Source organism: Streptomyces kanasensis (genome assembly GCF_043077165.1).
In the GTDB taxonomy this organism is placed as follows: Bacteria; Actinomycetota; Actinomycetes; order Streptomycetales; family Streptomycetaceae; genus Streptomyces; species Streptomyces changanensis.
This window is the reverse complement of the sequence record NZ_JBIBSF010000010.1, coordinates 1-16623: the sequence shown is the minus strand read 5'-3', so window position 1 is coordinate 16623 and position 16623 is coordinate 1. Positions and strand designations below refer to the sequence as shown.

The 16623-nt window shown below is 72.9% G+C and carries 14 protein-coding genes and 1 pseudogene; 11 read left to right on the top strand and 4 right to left on the bottom strand.

Annotation, left to right across the window (positions count from 1 at the left end; genetic code table 11):
- From secF to ACF053_RS23550, 4 genes are all read left to right on the top strand, one after another.
- The gene (gene secF, locus ACF053_RS23565) at nucleotides 1-1083 is read left to right on the top strand and encodes a protein translocase subunit SecF (protein WP_391955769.1); all 1083 of its coding nucleotides are present in this window, start codon (nucleotides 1-3) and stop codon (nucleotides 1081-1083) included.
- Nucleotides 1083-1628, top strand: coding sequence for an adenine phosphoribosyltransferase (locus tag ACF053_RS23560; protein ID WP_058941113.1), 546 nt, complete (start codon nucleotides 1083-1085; stop codon nucleotides 1626-1628). The genes secF and ACF053_RS23560 overlap by 1 nt, the downstream gene beginning before the upstream one ends.
- Nucleotides 1629-1811: 183 nt before the next feature.
- Complete coding sequence (locus tag ACF053_RS23555) at nucleotides 1812-2288, top strand: hypothetical protein (RefSeq protein WP_391955768.1); 477 nt, start codon at nucleotides 1812-1814, stop codon at nucleotides 2286-2288.
- 236 nt (nucleotides 2289-2524) lie between these two features.
- Nucleotides 2525-5026: a RelA/SpoT family protein gene (locus ACF053_RS23550; RefSeq protein ID WP_391955767.1), complete on the top strand. Its 2502-nt coding sequence runs from the start codon at nucleotides 2525-2527 to the stop codon at nucleotides 5024-5026.
- A gap of 120 nt (nucleotides 5027-5146) precedes the next feature.
- Here the strand turns inward: ACF053_RS23550 and ACF053_RS23545 are convergent, their stop codons facing one another.
- Together ACF053_RS23545 and ACF053_RS23540 are read right to left on the bottom strand one after the other, a co-directional pair.
- Entirely contained in the window at nucleotides 5147-6376 is a 1230-nt protein-coding gene (locus ACF053_RS23545) for a DUF349 domain-containing protein (RefSeq protein WP_058941111.1), read from the bottom strand.
- Nucleotides 6377-6553: 177 nt separating this feature from the next.
- A complete protein-coding gene (locus ACF053_RS23540) occupies nucleotides 6554-7348 on the bottom strand; it encodes a peptidylprolyl isomerase (protein WP_391955766.1) in 795 nt (264 codons plus the stop codon).
- A 141-nt stretch (nucleotides 7349-7489) separates the two neighbouring features.
- Here ACF053_RS23540 and ACF053_RS23535 point away from each other — a divergent pair, with 141 nt between their 5' ends.
- The 4 genes from ACF053_RS23535 to ACF053_RS23520 all read left to right on the top strand — a co-directional run bounded on the left by ACF053_RS23535 (nucleotide 7490) and on the right by ACF053_RS23520 (nucleotide 11727).
- Nucleotides 7490-8197 (top strand): MBL fold metallo-hydrolase, encoded by a 708-nt coding sequence (locus ACF053_RS23535; RefSeq protein ID WP_391955765.1) that lies wholly within the window; start codon nucleotides 7490-7492, stop codon nucleotides 8195-8197.
- Nucleotides 8198-8208: 11 nt separating this feature from the next.
- Complete coding sequence (gene hisS / locus ACF053_RS23530) at nucleotides 8209-9471, top strand: histidine--tRNA ligase (RefSeq protein WP_391955764.1); 1263 nt, start codon at nucleotides 8209-8211, stop codon at nucleotides 9469-9471.
- Between the two features lie 212 nt (nucleotides 9472-9683).
- A complete protein-coding gene (locus tag ACF053_RS23525) occupies nucleotides 9684-10304 on the top strand; it encodes a vitamin K epoxide reductase family protein (RefSeq protein WP_391955763.1) in 621 nt (206 codons plus the stop codon).
- Nucleotides 10305-10356: 52 nt separating this feature from the next.
- A complete protein-coding gene (locus tag ACF053_RS23520; RefSeq protein ID WP_391955762.1) occupies nucleotides 10357-11727 on the top strand; it encodes a replication-associated recombination protein A in 1371 nt (456 codons plus the stop codon).
- Between the two features lie 169 nt (nucleotides 11728-11896).
- Here the strand turns inward: ACF053_RS23520 and ACF053_RS23515 are convergent, their stop codons facing one another.
- Nucleotides 11897-12604 (bottom strand): DUF2470 domain-containing protein, encoded by a 708-nt coding sequence (locus tag ACF053_RS23515; protein WP_391955761.1) that lies wholly within the window; start codon nucleotides 12602-12604, stop codon nucleotides 11897-11899.
- 191 nt (nucleotides 12605-12795) lie between these two features.
- Here ACF053_RS23515 and rpsD point away from each other — a divergent pair, with 191 nt between their 5' ends.
- Nucleotides 12796-13410 carry a 30S ribosomal protein S4 gene (gene rpsD, locus ACF053_RS23510; protein WP_058941104.1) on the top strand — a complete coding sequence of 205 codons (615 nt, stop codon included), beginning with the start codon at nucleotides 12796-12798 and terminating at the stop codon, nucleotides 13408-13410.
- 32 nt (nucleotides 13411-13442) lie between these two features.
- On the opposite strand, the gene ACF053_RS23505 is transcribed toward rpsD, so the two are convergent.
- The gene (locus tag ACF053_RS23505; protein WP_391955760.1) at nucleotides 13443-15590 is read right to left on the bottom strand and encodes an ATP-binding protein; all 2148 of its coding nucleotides are present in this window, start codon (nucleotides 15588-15590) and stop codon (nucleotides 13443-13445) included.
- Between the two features lie 172 nt (nucleotides 15591-15762).
- Here ACF053_RS23505 and ACF053_RS23500 point away from each other — a divergent pair, with 172 nt between their 5' ends.
- Complete coding sequence (locus ACF053_RS23500) at nucleotides 15763-16209, top strand: DUF948 domain-containing protein (protein ID WP_391955978.1); 447 nt, start codon at nucleotides 15763-15765, stop codon at nucleotides 16207-16209.
- Nucleotides 16210-16217: 8 nt separating this feature from the next.
- Nucleotides 16218-16484, top strand: a pseudogene (locus tag ACF053_RS23495) (DUF6167 family protein); the annotation flags it as partial.
- Between the last annotated feature and the right edge of the window lie 139 nt (nucleotides 16485-16623).

Below are 16623 nucleotides of genomic sequence, written 5' to 3'. Positions count from 1 at the left end.
ATGTCGCGACTCGGAAATCTCGGCGCCCGTCTCTACCGCGGTGAGGTCGGGTACGACTTCGTCGCCAAGCGCAAGTTCTGGTACGCCGTCTCGATCCTGATCACGATCACCGCCATCGCCGGTCTGGCGGTGCGCGGCCTGAACATGGGCATCGAGTTCAAGGGCGGCGCCGTCTACACGACGCCGCAGACCACCGTCTCCGCCTCCACGGCGGAGGAGATCGCCGAAGAGACCGCCGGGCACGACGCGATCGTCCAGGAGCTCGGCACCGGCGGCCTGCGCATCCAGGTCTCCGGCCTGGACACCAAGCAGGCCAACGCCCTCAAGGACGAGATCGCCGCCGGCATCGACGTCCCGGCGAAGGAGATCACCGCCGAGCTGGTGGGCCCGAGCTGGGGCGAGCAGATCGCCAACAAGGCGTGGACCGGCCTCGGCGTCTTCATGATCCTCGTCGTCGTCTACCTGGCCTTCGCCTTCGAGTGGCGCATGGCGCTCGCCGCGCTCATCGCCCTCGTCCACGACCTCACGATCACCGTCGGCGTGTACGCGCTGGTCGGCTTCGAGGTCACACCCGGCACGGTGATCGGTCTGCTGACCATCCTCGGCTACTCCCTCTACGACACCGTCGTCGTCTTCGACGGTCTGAAGGAGGGCTCGAAGGACATCACCAAGCAGACGCGCCACACCTACAGCGAGATGGCCAACCGCAGCCTCAACGGCACGCTGGTCCGCTCGATCAACACCACCGTCGTGGCGCTGCTGCCGGTCGCCGGCCTGCTCTTCATCGGCGGCGGCTTCCTCGGCGCGGGCATGCTCAACGACATCTCGCTGTCCCTGTTCGTCGGTCTCGCGGCCGGTGCCTACTCGTCCATCTTCATCGCCACCCCGCTCGTCGCGGACCTCAAGGAGCGCGACCCGCAGATGATCGCCCTGCGCAAGCGCGTCCTGGCGAAGCGGGCCGCCGCGGCCGCCAAGGGCGAGACGCAGGACGGCGACGCCCTCGCCGAGGTACCGGAGGGCGCGGCCGCCGCCGGCGTCGTCGGTCCTCGCGGCCGCCGCGGACGTCCCACGGAGAAGCGCTGATGACGACGACAGCCGTCCGGGAACTGCTGCTCAGCCGTATCCGGGACGTCGCCGACCACCCCAAGCCCGGCGTCGTCTTCAAGGACATCACGCCGCTGCTCGCGGACCCCGAGGCGTTCGCCGCCCTCACCGGCGTCTTCGCCGAGCAGTGCGTGCGCCACGGGGCCACGAAGATCGTCGGACTGGAGGCGCGCGGGTTCATCCTCGCCGCCCCCGTCGCGGTCTCCGCGGGGATCGGTTTCGTCCCGGTCCGCAAGGCGGGCAAGCTCCCCGGGGCCACGCTCCGGCAGGCGTACGAGCTGGAGTACGGCACGGCCGAGATCGAGGTCCACGCCGAGGACCTCGCCGCGGGCGACCGCGTCCTGGTCATCGACGACGTGCTCGCCACCGGCGGCACGGCCGAGGCGTCGCTGGACCTCATCCGGCGCGCCGGGGCCGAGGTCGCGGGGGTGTCGGTGCTGATGGAGCTCGGCTTCCTCGGTGGCCGCGCCCGCCTGGAGCCGGCGCTGCGCGGAGCGCCGCTGGAGGCGGTCATCCAGCTCTGACGTGAGGGATCAGCGCCGTGGGGGCGTCCGGGCCGAGGGCCGGGGCGCCCCCTCGCGTGCCCCCGGTCCGCTCGATCGGGTGGTGTGGGACGGGACTGCCGCGTCAGCGGCCCCCGGGCGGGGCGGTCCCCTGGTTGGATCTCGGCGACGCCGCGGACCGGCGTCGCCGAGAGAGGGAGTCGCATGACGCTGTCACGCAGGATCGCCACGGGTCTCGTCCCGTTCGCCGTGCTCGCGGCCGTCGCCGCGGGGACCGCGCCGGCGGGCGCTTCGGGTGCTTCCGCCGCTTCGGGCGCGGCCGGCACGAGCGGTACGGCCGTGGCGCCGGAGCGGGGCGCGGCGGCCCCGGTGCAGGCCCCGGCCGTCGCCGCCGGGCCCTGCACCGGCTGGAAGAAGGCCGGCAGCCTCCCGCTGAAGTGGAGCACCGTCAAGGACAGCTGCGGCCACTTCGGCAAGCCCGGCATGAAGATGGGGTACGGCTGGCGGGTCTACAAGGGGTCGGCCATCTGCGTCCGGGTCAAGGGCTTCGACACCCGGGGGCGGACCGTCTGGCACGAGGCCGGGTGCGGCAGGACCGGCTCGGTGCGGGTCCCGTGGGGCAACGCCGCCGCGAACAAGGAGATGAAGGTCAAGGGCGGGGCGCTCTTCGAGTGGTCCTGACCCGCACGTCGGACGGCCGGGACCCGGAGGCGCCCGCGTGCGGGGCGACCGTCGCGCGCCCCTGACCGCCGTGCTCCGGTCGGGACGGCCGAAAACGCACCTGACGGGCATCCGCGACCCCGGGTGCCCGTTCCGCGGGGTCCGCGCTCCCGCCCGGGGCGAGCGGGACGCCCGGGGTGGATACCATGGGATTTCCGGGGCTCACCGGGGGACCCGGACCCGCACGAGGAGCGCCCTTGCCAGACGAGGCCCAGCCACTCTCCGCCGCGACCCCCGACCAGCGGGCCGACCAGGCCGCGGCGTCCTCCGCCGCGCCGCCGACCAGGCAGGACGCCTCGGGCAAGGGCACCGAAGCCGAGCCCGCCCCCGCGGAGCCGCCCCGTGCCGCGCGCCCGGCCCCGGTCTCGGCGCCCAAGCCGGCGCCCGCCGCCCCCGCCCGCGCCGCCGGCTCCTCCAACCGCGTGCGCGCCCGGCTCGCCCGGCTCGGCGTCCAGCGCTCGTCGCCGTACAACCCGGTCCTGGAGCCGCTCCTGCGCATAGTGCGGAGCAACGATCCGAAGATCGAAACGGCCACTCTGCGCCAGATCGAGTTCGCCTACCAGGTGGCCGAGCGCTGGCACCGCGGCCAGAAGCGCAAGAGCGGCGACCCGTACATCACGCACCCCCTCGCCGTCACCACCATCCTCGCCGAGCTGGGCATGGACCCCGCGACGCTGATGGCCGGCCTCCTCCACGACACCGTCGAGGACACCGAGTACGGCCTGGAGGACCTGCGCCGCGACTTCGGCGACCAGGTCGCCCTCCTCGTCGACGGCGTCACCAAGCTCGACAAGGTCAAGTTCGGCGAGGCCGCCCAGGCGGAGACGGTCCGCAAGATGGTCGTCGCCATGGCGAAGGACCCCCGCGTCCTCGTCATCAAGCTCGCCGACCGCCTGCACAACATGCGCACCATGCGCTACCTGAAGCGGGAGAAGCAGGAGAAGAAGGCGCGCGAGACGCTGGAGATCTACGCGCCGCTCGCCCACCGCCTCGGCATGAACACCATCAAGTGGGAACTGGAGGACCTCGCCTTCGCGATCCTCTACCCCAAGATGTACGACGAGATCGTCCGACTCGTCGCCGAGCGCGCCCCCAAGCGGGACGAGTACCTCGCCATAGTGACCGACGAGGTCCAGGCCGACCTGCGCTCCGCCCGCATCAAGGCGACCGTCACCGGCCGCCCCAAGCACTACTACAGCGTCTACCAGAAGATGATCGTCCGCGGCCGTGACTTCGCGGAGATCTACGACCTGGTGGGCATCCGCGTCCTCGTCGACACGGTCCGCGACTGCTACGCGGCCCTCGGCACCGTCCACGCGCGGTGGAACCCGGTCCCCGGCCGGTTCAAGGACTACATCGCGATGCCGAAGTTCAACATGTACCAGTCGCTCCACACGACGGTCATCGGACCCAACGGCAAGCCCGTCGAGCTGCAGATCCGCACCTTCGACATGCACCGCCGGGCCGAGTACGGCATCGCCGCGCACTGGAAGTACAAGCAGGAGGCCGTCGCCGGCGCCTCCAAGGTGCGCACCGACGTGCCGAAGAAGGCCGGCAAGGACGACCACGTCAACGACATGGCGTGGCTGCGCCAGCTGCTCGACTGGCAGAAGGAGACCGAGGACCCCAGCGAGTTCCTGGAGTCCCTGCGCTTCGACCTGTCGCGCAACGAGGTCTTCGTCTTCACCCCCAAGGGTGACGTCATAGCGCTCCCGGCGGGCGCCACGCCCGTGGACTTCGCCTACGCCGTGCACACCGAGGTCGGCCACCGCACCATAGGGGCCCGCGTCAACGGGCGGCTCGTCCCGCTGGAGTCGACCCTCGACAACGGTGACCTGGTGGAGGTCTTCACCTCCAAGGCGGCCGGCGCGGGACCGTCCCGCGACTGGCTCGGCTTCGTCAAGTCGCCCCGGGCCCGCAACAAGATCCGCGCCTGGTTCTCCAAGGAGCGCCGCGACGAGGCGATCGAGCAGGGCAAGGACGCCATCGCGCGCGCCATGCGCAAGCAGAACCTGCCGATCCAGCGGATCCTCACCGGGGACTCCCTGGTCACGCTCGCCCACGAGATGCGCTACAGCGACATCTCCTCGCTGTACGCGGCGATCGGCGAGGGCCACGTCACGGCCCAGTCCATCGTCCAGAAGCTCGTCCAGGCCCTCGGTGGCGAGGAGGCGGCCACCGAGGACATCGCCGAGTCGGCGCCCCCGGCGCGCGGCCGCGGCAAGCGCCGTACCAAGGCCGACCCGGGCGTCGTCGTCAAGGGCGTCGAGGACGTGTGGGTGAAGCTGGCCCGGTGCTGCACCCCCGTGCCCGGCGACCCGATCATCGGCTTCGTCACCCGGGGCAGTGGAGTATCGGTTCACCGCGCCGACTGCGTGAACGTCGACTCCCTGTCGCAGCAGCCCGAGCGGATGCTGGACGTCGAGTGGGCGCCCACCCAGTCGTCGGTGTTCCTCGTCGCCATCCAGGTCGAGGCGCTGGACCGCTCCCGGCTCCTGTCGGACGTCACCCGCGTCCTGTCCGACCAGCACGTCAACATCCTGTCCGCGGCCGTCCAGACCTCTCGCGACCGGGTGGCCACCTCCCGCTTCACCTTCGAGATGGGCGACCCCAAGCACCTGGGGCACGTCCTGAAGGCGGTCCGGGGCGTGGAGGGCGTGTACGACGTGTACCGCGTGACGTCGGCCCGCCGCCCGTAGCGCGGCGCCCAGGCGTACGGCACACGACGAGGAGGGCCTCCCCGGAACCGGGGAGGCCCTCCTCATGTGCCCTGGGGCCGGCGGGCCGGTGGGTCCGCGGACCCACCGGCCGGGCGGATGTCAGCCGCCGAACTCCTGCAGACCCTTGAGCGCCTGGTCGAGCAGCGCCTGGCGGCCCTCCAGCTCACGCGCGAGCTTCTCGGCCTTGGCGTCGTTGCCCGCGGCGCGCGCCGTGTCGATCTGCTTGCGCAGCTTGTCGACCGCGTCCTGGAGCTGCCCCGTCAGACCCGCGGCACGCGCGCGCGCCTCCGGGTTGGTCCGGCGCCACTCGGCCTCCTCGGCCTCCTGGATCGCCCGCTCCACCGCGTGCATCCGGGCCTCGACCTTCGGCCGGGCGTCCCGCGGCACGTGACCGATGGCCTCCCAGCGCTCGTTGACGGAGCGGAACGCCGCCCGCGCGGCCTTCAGGTCCGTCACCGGGAGCAGCTTCTCGGCCTCGGCGGCGAGCTCCTCCTTCAGCTTGAGGTTCTCGCCCTGCTCGGCGTCACGCTCGGCGAAGACCGCGCCGCGCGCCGCGAAGAACACGTCCTGGGCACCGCGGAAACGGTTCCACAGGTCGTCCTCGTGCTCACGCTGCGCCCGGCCCGCGGCCTTCCACTCCGTCATCAGCTCGCGGTACCGGGCGGCCGTCGTGCCCCAGTCCGTGGAGCCCGACAGCGACTCGGCCTCCGCGACCAGCCGTTCCTTCGTCCGACGGGCCTCCTCGCGCTGCGCGTCGAGCGCCGCGAAGTGCGCCTTGCGCCGCTTCGAGAACGCCGACCGGGCGTGCGAGAAGCGGTGCCACAGCTCGTCGTCGGACTTCCGGTCGAGCCGCGGCAGACCCTTCCACGTGTCCACGAGGGCCCGCAGCCGCTCACCGGCGGAACGCCACTGCTCGCTCTGCGCGAGCTGCTCGGCCTCCGCGACCAGCTCCTCCTTGGCGCGCCGCGCCTCGTCGGTCTGCTTCGCCTTCTGGACCTTGCGCTCCTCGCGGCGCGACTCGACCGTCTCGACCAGCTTGTCGAGCCGCTTGGCGAGCGCGGCGAGGTCACCGACCGCGTGGTGCTCGTCGACCTGCGTGCGCAGATGGTCGATCGCGGTCATCGCGTCCTTCGCGGACAGGTCGGTGGTCCTCACCCGCCGCTCGAGGAGGCCGATCTCGACAACCAGGCCCTCGTACTTGCGCTCGAAGTAGGCCAGTGCCTCCTCGGGGGAACCGGCCTGCCACGATCCGACGACCTTCTCGCCGTCGGCAGTACGCACGTACACGGTGCCCGTCTCGTCGACGCGGCCCCACGGGTCGCTGCTCACAGCGCCTCCTCCACATGATGCCGATGAAGGGGGGTCTTCCCCCCGGGCATCGTCCACAGTTTCCCGGACGGGCCTCGCCCGCCCCTCACAGCGCGCATCCAGTCCGCGCTGCACAACGCCAATCTAGGCGACCGGCCGCCCGGCTGTCCGCTCCCAGCGCGACCGAAATCCAGCGGTTCACCTCTTGCTGACCGTGGCCTTTTCGATCGTGACGGGCTTCTTCGGCGCACCGTCCCCGGTGCTGCCCTCGGCGCCACCCTCGGCGATCTTCCGGACCGTCTTCAGCCCGGCCGCGTCCATCGTGCCGAACGGGGTGTACGCCGGAGGCAGTTCGCTGTCCTGGTACACGAGGAAGAACTGGCTGCCGCCGCTGTTCGGCGCACCGGTGTTGGCCATGGCGACCGTGCCGGCCTTGAAGGTCACCTTGCCGTTCGCCCCGGGCTTGCCGAGGGAGGCGAGGTTCTCGTCCGGCACGTGGTAGCCGGGGCCGCCCGTGCCGTCGCCCGTGGGGTCGCCGCACTGGAGCACGAAGATGCCCTGTGTGGTCAGCCGGTGGCAGGTCGTCCCGTCGAAGTACCCGCGCCCGGCGAGGTGCCGGAAGGAGTTCACCGTGCGCGGCGTCTTCGCGGCGTCCATCGCGACCGTGACGTCGCCGTGGTTGGTCCTGAGCGCCATCGTGTACGTCGCCGCGGTGTCCACCGCCATCGACGGCTCGGGCGAGGGGGACGGGGAGGGCGCGCTCGGCGTCGGGCTCGGGCTCCCTGCCGCAGCGCCGTCCACGTCGTCGCGGCCGTCGCCGGTCAGCTGGACCGAGGCGTACACCGCCCCGCCCGCCGCGAGCACCACGGCGAGCACCGCGGCGACGACGGTGTTGCGCCGCTTGGCCTTCCTGCGCGACTCCTCGCGGCGGCGCTGCTGCCGCTCGAACTTCTCCCGCGCGAGCTGCCGCCGCCGCTGATCGTTGCTGACCACCGGGTCCTCTCCTCCTCCGTCGTCGCCGTCCCGTCCGGGGCTGGTGTGCCCGTACCGTATACGGGTTGGCTGTGGAAAGAGCAGCGCCGGTAGGCTCTGATCTGCTGCATTCTTCCGCCGGACGACTATCTGAGGACGATCGTGCTTATTGCCGGGTTCCCGGCCGGGGCCTGGGGGACCAACTGCTACCTGGTCGCCCCCGCCGCGGGCGAGGAGTGCGTGATCATCGACCCCGGCCACCGGGCGGCCGCCGGCGTCGAGGAGACGCTGAAGAAGCATCGGCTCAAGCCCGTGGCGGTCGTGCTCACCCACGGACACATCGACCACGTCGCGTCCGTCGTCCCCGTCTGCGGTGCCCACGACGTGCCCGCGTGGATCCACCCGGCCGACCGGTACATGATGAGCGACCCCGAGAAGGCCCTCGGCCGCTCGATCGGCATGCCGCTCATGGGCGAGCTGACCGTGGGGGAGCCGGACGACGTCCACGAGCTCACCGACGGCGCCCGCCTGGAGCTGGCCGGACTGGAGCTCACGGTCGCGCACGCGCCCGGCCATACCAAGGGGTCGGTGACCTTCGGGATGCCCGAGGCCGCGGACGTCCCGCCGGTCTTCTTCTCGGGCGACCTGCTCTTCGCCGGCTCCATCGGACGCACCGACCTGCCCGGCGGTGACATGGACGAGATGCTCGCGTCGCTGGCCCGTGTGTGCCTGCCGCTCGACGACTCGACCGTGGTGCTGTCCGGCCACGGCCCCCAGACGACCATCGGCCGCGAGCGCGCCGCCAACCCGTACCTGCGGCAGGTGGCGGACGGCCAAGGGAGCCCCTCGGCTCCCCGACGAGGAATGTGACGAGAGACCCCGTGAGTACTTTCCAGGCCCCCAAGGGCACCTACGACCTGCTGCCGCCCGTCTCGGCGACGTACCTGGCCGTCCGTGAGGCGATCGCCGCTCCGCTGCGCTCCTCCGGCTACGGCTACGTCGAGACGCCCGGCTTCGAGAACGTCGAGCTGTTCGCGCGCGGTGTCGGCGAGTCCACCGACATCGTGACCAAGGAGATGTACGCCTTCGAGACCAAGGGCGGCGACCGCCTCGCCCTGCGCCCCGAAGGCACCGCCTCCGTCCTGCGCGCCGCCCTGGAGGCCAACCTCCACAAGGCCGGCAACCTCCCCGTCAAGCTCTGGTACTCCGGCTCGTACTACCGCTACGAGCGCCCGCAGAAGGGCCGCTACCGCCACTTCTCGCAGGTCGGCGCCGAGGCGATCGGCGCCGAGGACCCGGCGCTGGACGCCGAGCTGATCATCCTCGCCGACCAGGCGTACCGCTCGCTGGGCCTGCGGAACTTCCGCATCCTGCTGAACTCGCTGGGCGACCAGGAGTGCCGCCCCGCCTACCGCGAGGCGCTCCAGGGCTTCCTGCGCGGCCTGGACCTCGACGAGGACACCCGGCGCCGCGTCGAGATCAACCCGCTGCGGGTCCTCGACGACAAGCGCAAGGACGTCCAGGCGCAACTGGTCGGCGCGCCGCTGCTGCGCGACCACCTCTGCGAGGCGTGCAAGGCGTACCACCAGGAGGTGCGCGAGCTGCTGACCGCGGCGGGCGTCGCCTTCGAGGACGACGAGCGGCTGGTGCGCGGGCTCGACTACTACACCCGCACCACCTTCGAGTTCGTCCACGACGGGCTCGGCGCGCAGTCCGCGGTGGGGGGCGGCGGCCGGTACGACGGTCTGTCCGAGATGATCGGCGGCCCGGCGCTGCCGTCCGTCGGCTGGGCCCTCGGCGTCGACCGCACGGTCCTCGCCCTGGAGGCGGAGGGCGTGACCCTCGACGTCCCGGCGGCGACGGACGTCTTCGCCGTGGCGGTGGGCGAGGACGCCAGGCGGCGCCTGTTCGGGCTGGTCACGCAGCTGCGCAAGGCCGGTGTCGCCACGGACATGGCGTACGGCGGCAAGAGCATGAAGGCGGGCATGAAGGCGGCGAACCGCTCGGGCGCCCGGTACGCGCTCGTCGCGGGTGAGCGCGACCTCGCCGACGGCGTCGTCCAGCTCAAGGACATGGAGACCGGCGAGCAGGAGCCGGTCGCGCTGGACGCGGTCGTGGCCACCCTGCGGGACAGGACGGCCTGACCGGGGCCGACACGGCCTCACCGGGCGGGCCCGGCCCCATCGGGCCGACGCGGCCCCGCCCGGGCCGCGGGACACAAGGAGGGCGGGGCACCGCACGCGGGTGCCCCGCCCTCCTTATGTCCATCGAACGGCGGAACGGTGCCCCCGTCCGGCACAATGACCACTGCCTGCAGGGCGCACCACCCCACCCCCCTACTGACGGAACGGCTGGTATGACGACGAAAGCGGCGGTTGACGAGAGGTCCCCGGACTCCCGCTCCCTCGGTGCGGGCCGGGCGTTCGCCTGGATGCTGGTCGTCACCGGCGCGGCCGGGCTGCTCGCCGCGTGGGTGATCACCCTCGACAAGTTCAAGATCCTCGAGGACCCCACCTTCGTCCCCGGGTGCAGCTTCAACCCGGTGCTGGCCTGCGGCAGCATCATGAAGAGCGAGCAGGCATCGGTCTTCGGCTTCCCCAATCCGATGCTCGGCCTCGTCACGTACGGCATGGTGATCGCGATCGGCGTCGGCCTCCTCGCGGGCGCCCGCTACCGCCGCTGGTACTGGCTCGGCCTGAACGCCGGCACCCTCTTCGGCGTGGTCTTCTGCGCCTGGCTGACGGCGCAGTCCCTGTACGCCATCAACGCCCTGTGCCTGTGGTGCTGCCTCGCCTGGGTCGCGACCATCGTCATGTTCTGGTACGTGACCTCGCACAACGTCCGCAACGGCGTCCTGCCCGCGCCCGCCTGGCTGCGCCGCTTCCTCGACGAGTTCACCTGGGTGCTGCCTGTCGTGCACATCGGGATCATCGGCATGCTCATCCTGACGCGCTTCTGGGACTTCTGGACCCGGTGACGGGCACGGGCCCCCGGGGGCCCTGTCAGTGGGCTGGCATAGGCTTCACGTCGTGGAGCCCGACCTCTTTACCGCCGCAGCCGAGGACCGCCAGGAGAAGAACCCGTCCAGCAGCCCGCTGGCGGTCCGGATGCGCCCGCGCACCCTGGACGAGGTCGTCGGCCAGCGGCACCTGCTGAAGCCGGGATCGCCGCTGCGCCGGCTCGTCGGGGACGGCGCGGGCGGCCCGGCCGGGGCCTCCTCCGTGATCCTGTGGGGGCCGCCCGGCATCGGCAAGACCACTCTCGCCTACGTGGTGTCCAAGGCCACCAACAAGCGGTTCGTGGAGCTCTCCGCGATCACCGCCGGCGTCAAGGAGGTCCGCGCGGTCATCGAGGGGGCCCGCCGCGCGGCGGGCGGCTTCGGCAAGGAGACCGTGCTGTTCCTCGACGAGATCCACCGGTTCAGCAAGGCACAGCAGGACTCGCTGCTGCCGGCCGTGGAGAACCGCTGGGTCACGCTCATCGCGGCGACGACGGAGAACCCGTACTTCTCGGTGATCTCCCCGCTGCTCTCCCGCTCCCTGCTGCTCACCCTGGAGCCGCTCACCGACGACGACCTGCGCGGGCTGCTGGCGCGCGCGCTCACCGAGGAGCGGGGCCTGGGCGGGGCCGTCACGCTCCCCGAGGACGCCGAGGCGCACCTGCTGCGCATCGCGGGCGGCGACGCCCGGCGCGCGCTGACGGCACTGGAGGCCGCGGCCGGCGCGGCCCTGGCGAAGGGCGAGCCGGAGATCACCCTGGCGACGCTGGAGGAGACCGTCGACCGCGCCGCCGTGGCCTACGACCGGGACGGCGACCAGCACTACGACGTGGCGAGCGCCCTGATCAAGTCGATCCGGGGCTCGGACGTGGACGCGGCGCTGCACTACCTGGCCCGGATGATCGAGGCGGGGGAGGACCCGCGGTTCATCGCCCGCCGGCTGATGATCTCCGCGAGCGAGGACATCGGCCTCGCCGACCCGACCGCCCTGCCCACGGCGGTCGCGGCGGCCCAGGCGGTGGCGATGATCGGCTTCCCGGAGGCCGCGCTGACGCTCAGCCACGCCACCATCGCCCTCGCCCTCGCCCCCAAGTCGAACGCGGCGACGCTCGCCATCCAGGCGGCCCAGGCGGACGTCCGGGCCGGGCTGGCCGGCCCGGTGCCGTCCCACCTGCGCGACGGCCACTACAAGGGCGCGGCCAAGCTGGGGCACGCCCAGGGCTACGTCTACCCGCACGACGTCCCCGGCGGCATCGCCGCCCAGCAGTACGCCCCGGACACCGTCCAGGGCCGGCAGTACTACCGCCCCACGCGGTACGGCGCCGAGGCGCGGTACGCGGACGTCGTGGAGAAGGTGCGCGGGCGCCTGCGCGGCGACGCGTCGGGGCCGGCGCCGTCCTGATCCCGGTCCTGGTCCGGGTCCTCGTCCCGGTCCGGGGCCTGGTCCGGCGCCGTTCGCGGGTCGGCCGCCGTCTGCCGAAAGCGCCTCGGCCCCCGGTCCGGCCCGCCTGAAGCGCCCGGCCCTCCTGCAGCGCTCGGCGGGCTCGGTTCCCCGGGAGCGCCCGCCCCGCTCAGTCCTCCTGGGCCGCCGCCTCGAAGAGGGCGTGCATGGCGCGCCGCAGACCGTGCACGTCCCGGACGGGTTCGGGGAAGTCGAAGCGCGCGTCGAAGGTGCGGCGGTCGGCGTCGCGGCAGCGGACCCGCAGGCCGAACCGGTCGAGGGCGAGCGGCACCACCTCGCGCACGGCCGAGGGCCCGGTGCCGGCGCGCTCACCGAGCAGCGCGGTGAGCGCGAGCATCTGGTCGTCGTGGGCGGCGGCCAGGTGCTGGAGCAGTTCGGTCTCGTGGTGGCGGAGCGGGTCCGGGACCGCCCGGGCGAACTCCTCCGGGTCGACGGGGTCGGCGCCCCACAGGTCGTCGACGTACAGGTCGCCGACCTCCAGGCGGAGCATCGTGTGGCCGGGCTCGGCGGCGACGCCCGGCAGGACCGTGAGCCAGCCCGAGGCCCAGGCGCGGCCGCGGACCCGGTTGGGCACGGCGACGGGGGCCACGTCGGTGAGCTCCAGCACGGCGGGCAGCTCGTCGTCCTGCGCGTGCGTGGCGGCCCGTACGGCGGGGGAGTCGGCCGGGTACAGCAGCAGGACCTCCCCGTCGGGGCCGACGGCTCGGGCGTCGGGGGCGAGCTGGTCGAGGAGGGGTGCGGTCGCCCCGGGGATCAGCAGGACCGCGGAGCATGTACCCTGTACGAGAGTTCGTGTGCGCTCGGCTGCTGACGGCATCCGGGCGATCTCAAGCCCGCTGGGACGCGGCTGACCATGAGCTGATCGGACCTCCGTCACATCGATGCCCTTCTGAGAGGCATCGCTCTTTGTGCTGCTGTCTGTGATGCGCGTGGTGTTCCCAGGGCGAGACATGCGATCTCCTTGAGTAAGGTGAGCCTAACCTAACCTATTTCGGAGGTCTGGAGAACGTGCCTAACCAGTCGCGTCCCAAGGTCAAGAAGTCCCGTGCGCTCGGCATCGCCCTGACGCCGAAGGCCGTCAAGTACTTCGAGGCCCGCCCGTACCCGCCGGGTGAGCACGGCCGGGGCCGCAAGCAGAACTCGGACTACAAGGTCCGTCTGCTGGAGAAGCAGCGTCTGCGCGCCCAGTACGACATCAGCGAGCGCCAGATGGCCCGCGCCTACGACCGCGCCAAGAAGGCCGAGGGCAAGACGGGCGAGGCGCTGGTCGTCGAGCTCGAGCGCCGCCTCGACGCCCTGGTCCTGCGTTCGGGCATCGCCCGCACCATCTACCAGGCCCGTCAGATGGTCGTCCACGGCCACATCGAGGTCAACGGCGGCAAGGTCGACAAGCCGTCCTTCCGCGTCCGCCCCGACGACGTCGTGATGGTCCGCGAGCGCTCGCGCAGCAAGACGCTGTTCCAGGTCTCCCGTGAGGGCGGCTTCGCCCCCGACGGCGAGATCCCGCGCTACCTGCAGGTCAACCTGAAGGCCCTCGCCTTCCGCCTCGACCGCGAGCCGAACCGCAAGGAGATCCCGGTCATCTGCGACGAGCAGCTGGTCGTCGAGTACTACGCCCGCTGACCCGGGCGCGGTACCACTCCACCGCAGCGGTATCAGCCCGCCGTCTCCCCGCCCTTCCGGGTGGGGGAGCCGGCGGGCTTCCGCATGCCCGGCACCCACCGGCCACCGCGCCGGGCCCGCCCGCCCACCGCCTCCCCGGCCCCGCGCCGCCCCCGCCCGGCCAGCGCCCGCGCCACCGCCTCGTCGAGCGACAGCCGCCCGCCCTCCGCCAGGTGCCCCGCGAAGCGCTCCGCGCCCAGCGCCTCGACGGCCCGCTGCTCGCACAGGGTCCGCGGGGCGCTGAAGTACGCCGAACCGAACAGCGGCGGCCCCACCTTCTCCCACATCGCGCCGGCCGCCCCCTGGAGCACCGCGGCCTCCGCCGGATCGCCCTCGCTCGCCGTCACCAACGCCAGCAGCTCCACCGCCAGGACCAGCCCCACCAGGTCGTGGAAGGCGTGGTCGATCGCCACGCACTCGTCGAGCAGTCCCCGCGCCGCCGCATGGTCGCCGCGCGTCCACGCCGCGTACGCCAGCACGTACAGCGCGTACGCCCGGGTCCACCGCTCGCCGCGCTCCTCGCACACCTCCCGCACGTCCTCGCACAGGGCGACGGCCGACTCCAGGTCCCCCTGGAACACCCGGGTGATCGCCAGCTCCACCTGCCCCATCAGCACCTGGCTGTTCAGCTCCCCGAGCTCCCGGTACGCCCCCAGCGCCCGGCCCAGCAGCTCCTCGGCGCGCGGCATGTCGTCCGACAGCAGCGCCAGGCACCCCGCGCGGTGCGTCGTGTACGCCGCGGCCAGCGCGTTGCCGCCGAGCGCCGCCCGCTCGCCGCACTCGTGCAGCGCCCGCAGCGCCGCCGTCCGGTCCCCCTGCAGGATCGCCACGTACCCCAGCACCCGCAGCGCCTTCAGCCGCGCCTCCTCGTGGTCCGAGGCCGACGACAGCGACCGGTCCAGCCAGTGCCGCCCCTCCGCGAGCCGCCCGCACCCCACCCAGTAGAACCAGAGCGTGCCCGACAGGTGCTGCGCCAGGTGCGCCTCGCCCGGCGTCTCCAGGCACACCTCCAACGCCGCCCGCAGGTTCGGCAGCGCGCTCGCCGCGCACGCCGCGACCTCCGCCTGCCGGGGACCGAACCAGTCCAGCTCGCACCAGGTGGCCAGCCCCATGTACCAGTCCCGGTGCCGCCGCCGCACCCGGCGCGCGTCCCCCAGGGCCTCCAGCCACTCCGCCCCGTACGCCGCGACCGTGTCCAGCACGCGGAAGCGCGGCCCCGCCGGGTCCGCCTCCCTCGCCACCACCGACTGGGCCACCAGCTCGCCCAGTACGTCCAGCACCCGGTCCGCCGGCAGGTCGGGTCCGCCGCACACGTACTCCGCCGCCTCCAGGTCGAAGGGCCCGGCGAACACCGACAGTCGCGCCCACAGCAGCCGCTCCTGCGGCGTGCACAGCTCGTGGCTCCACCCGATCGCCGTCCGCAGCGTCCGGTGGCGCGCCGGCGCCCCCCGCGTCCCGCCGGTCAGCAGCCGGAACCGGTCGTCCAACCGGTGCAGCACCTGCTCCACCGTCAGCGCCGGCAACCGGCCCGCGGCCAGCTCCAGCGCGAGCGGGATCCCGTCCAGCCGCCGGCACAGCTCCCGCACCGGAGCGCCGACCTCGGAGCCGAACGCGGGCCACGCCGCCACCGCCCGCTCCGTGAACAGCCGCACCGCGTCCTCCTCGGACATCGGCGCCAGCGGCAGCACCGCCTCGCCGTCCAGCCGCAGCGGCCGCCTGCCGGCCGCCAGCACGGTCAGCCCCGGCGCGCTCCGCAGCAGCCGCCGCACCGACTCCGCACACACGTCCACCAGGTGCTCGAAGCCGTCCAGGACCAGCAGCAGCCGCCGGTCGGCCAGATGGTCGGCGAGCACCTCCCGCGGCGGCCTGCTCGTCCCGTCCGCCAGGCCCAGCGCCTCCAGCAGCGCGTGCTCCAGCAGACCCGGGTCGCGCAGGTGGGCCAGCTCCACCAGCCACGCCCCGTCGCAGTAGCGATTCTGCGCCGCGCGCGCGGCCCTCAGCGCCAGCCTCGACTTGCCGACGCCCCCCACGCCCACCACCGTGACGAGCCGGAACCGCGCCAGCAGTCCGTCGAGTTCCGCCCGTTCGGCCGCGCGGCCCACGAACCCGTCGAGCTCCGCCGGGAGATTGCTCCGTCGCATGGGACACGGAGCGTACCGACGGCAGTGCTCTCCGTACAATCGGCCTGTCGCGGGCGGTCCGGGGGCGGCGGATCCGGTTCGGGGAGCCACCACGGGCGCGATAGGCTCGGAGGACGACTTTTCAGCTGCCGAACAATCAACGGGCTTCGACGAGCAGAGAGCGGTGCGCACAGTGACCGGTGGAGAGGTTGCCGGGATCCTGGTGGCCGTCTTCTGGGCGATCCTGGTGTCCTTCCTGGCCGTGGTGCTGGTGAGGCTGGCCCAGACGCTCAGGGCGACCACCCGGCTCGTGGCGGACGTGACCGAGCAGGCCGTCCCCCTGCTGGCCGACGCCTCGGCGACCGTGCGCTCCGCGCAGACCCAGCTCGACCGGGTCGACGCGATCGCCTCGGACGTCCAGGAGGTCACCTCCAACGCCTCCGCGCTCTCCTCCACCGTGGCCTCGACCTTCGGCGGCCCCCTCGTCAAGGTCGCCGCGTTCGGCTACGGCGTACGCCGGGCGCTCGGCCGCGACAAGACCGACCGCCCCGCCGAACGTGAGCGCGGGCGGTCGAAGCGCACCGTCATCATCGGCCGTACGGTGCCCCAGGCGCGCGGCGGCCGGAACCGGAAGGGCTGACCCGACACATGTTCCGCCGGGCATTCTGGTTCACCGCCGGCGCGGCCGCCGGCGCGTGGGCCACCACCAAGGTCAACCGCAAGCTCAGGCAGCTCACCCCCGAGAGCCTCGCGGCGCAGGCCGCCGACAAGGCGGTCGAGGCCGGTCACCGGCTCAAGGAGTTCGCCCTCGACGTCCGCGCGGGAATGCTCCAGCGCGAGACGGAGCTGGAAGAGGCACTGGGCCTGGACACACCGGTCGACCCGGCCCTCCCCGGTCCCCGCCGCACGGCCCTCGGCCCGGGCGGCGACGCCCCCCGCCCCCGCGCGCCCCCCCCCCCCCCCCCCCCCCCAAAACCGCAATATGGCCCCAAATTGTTTGGGCGGGTAAAACCCCCCCCCCGGCGGTGTGATTTTAAGTGGCGGGGGGCCCCCA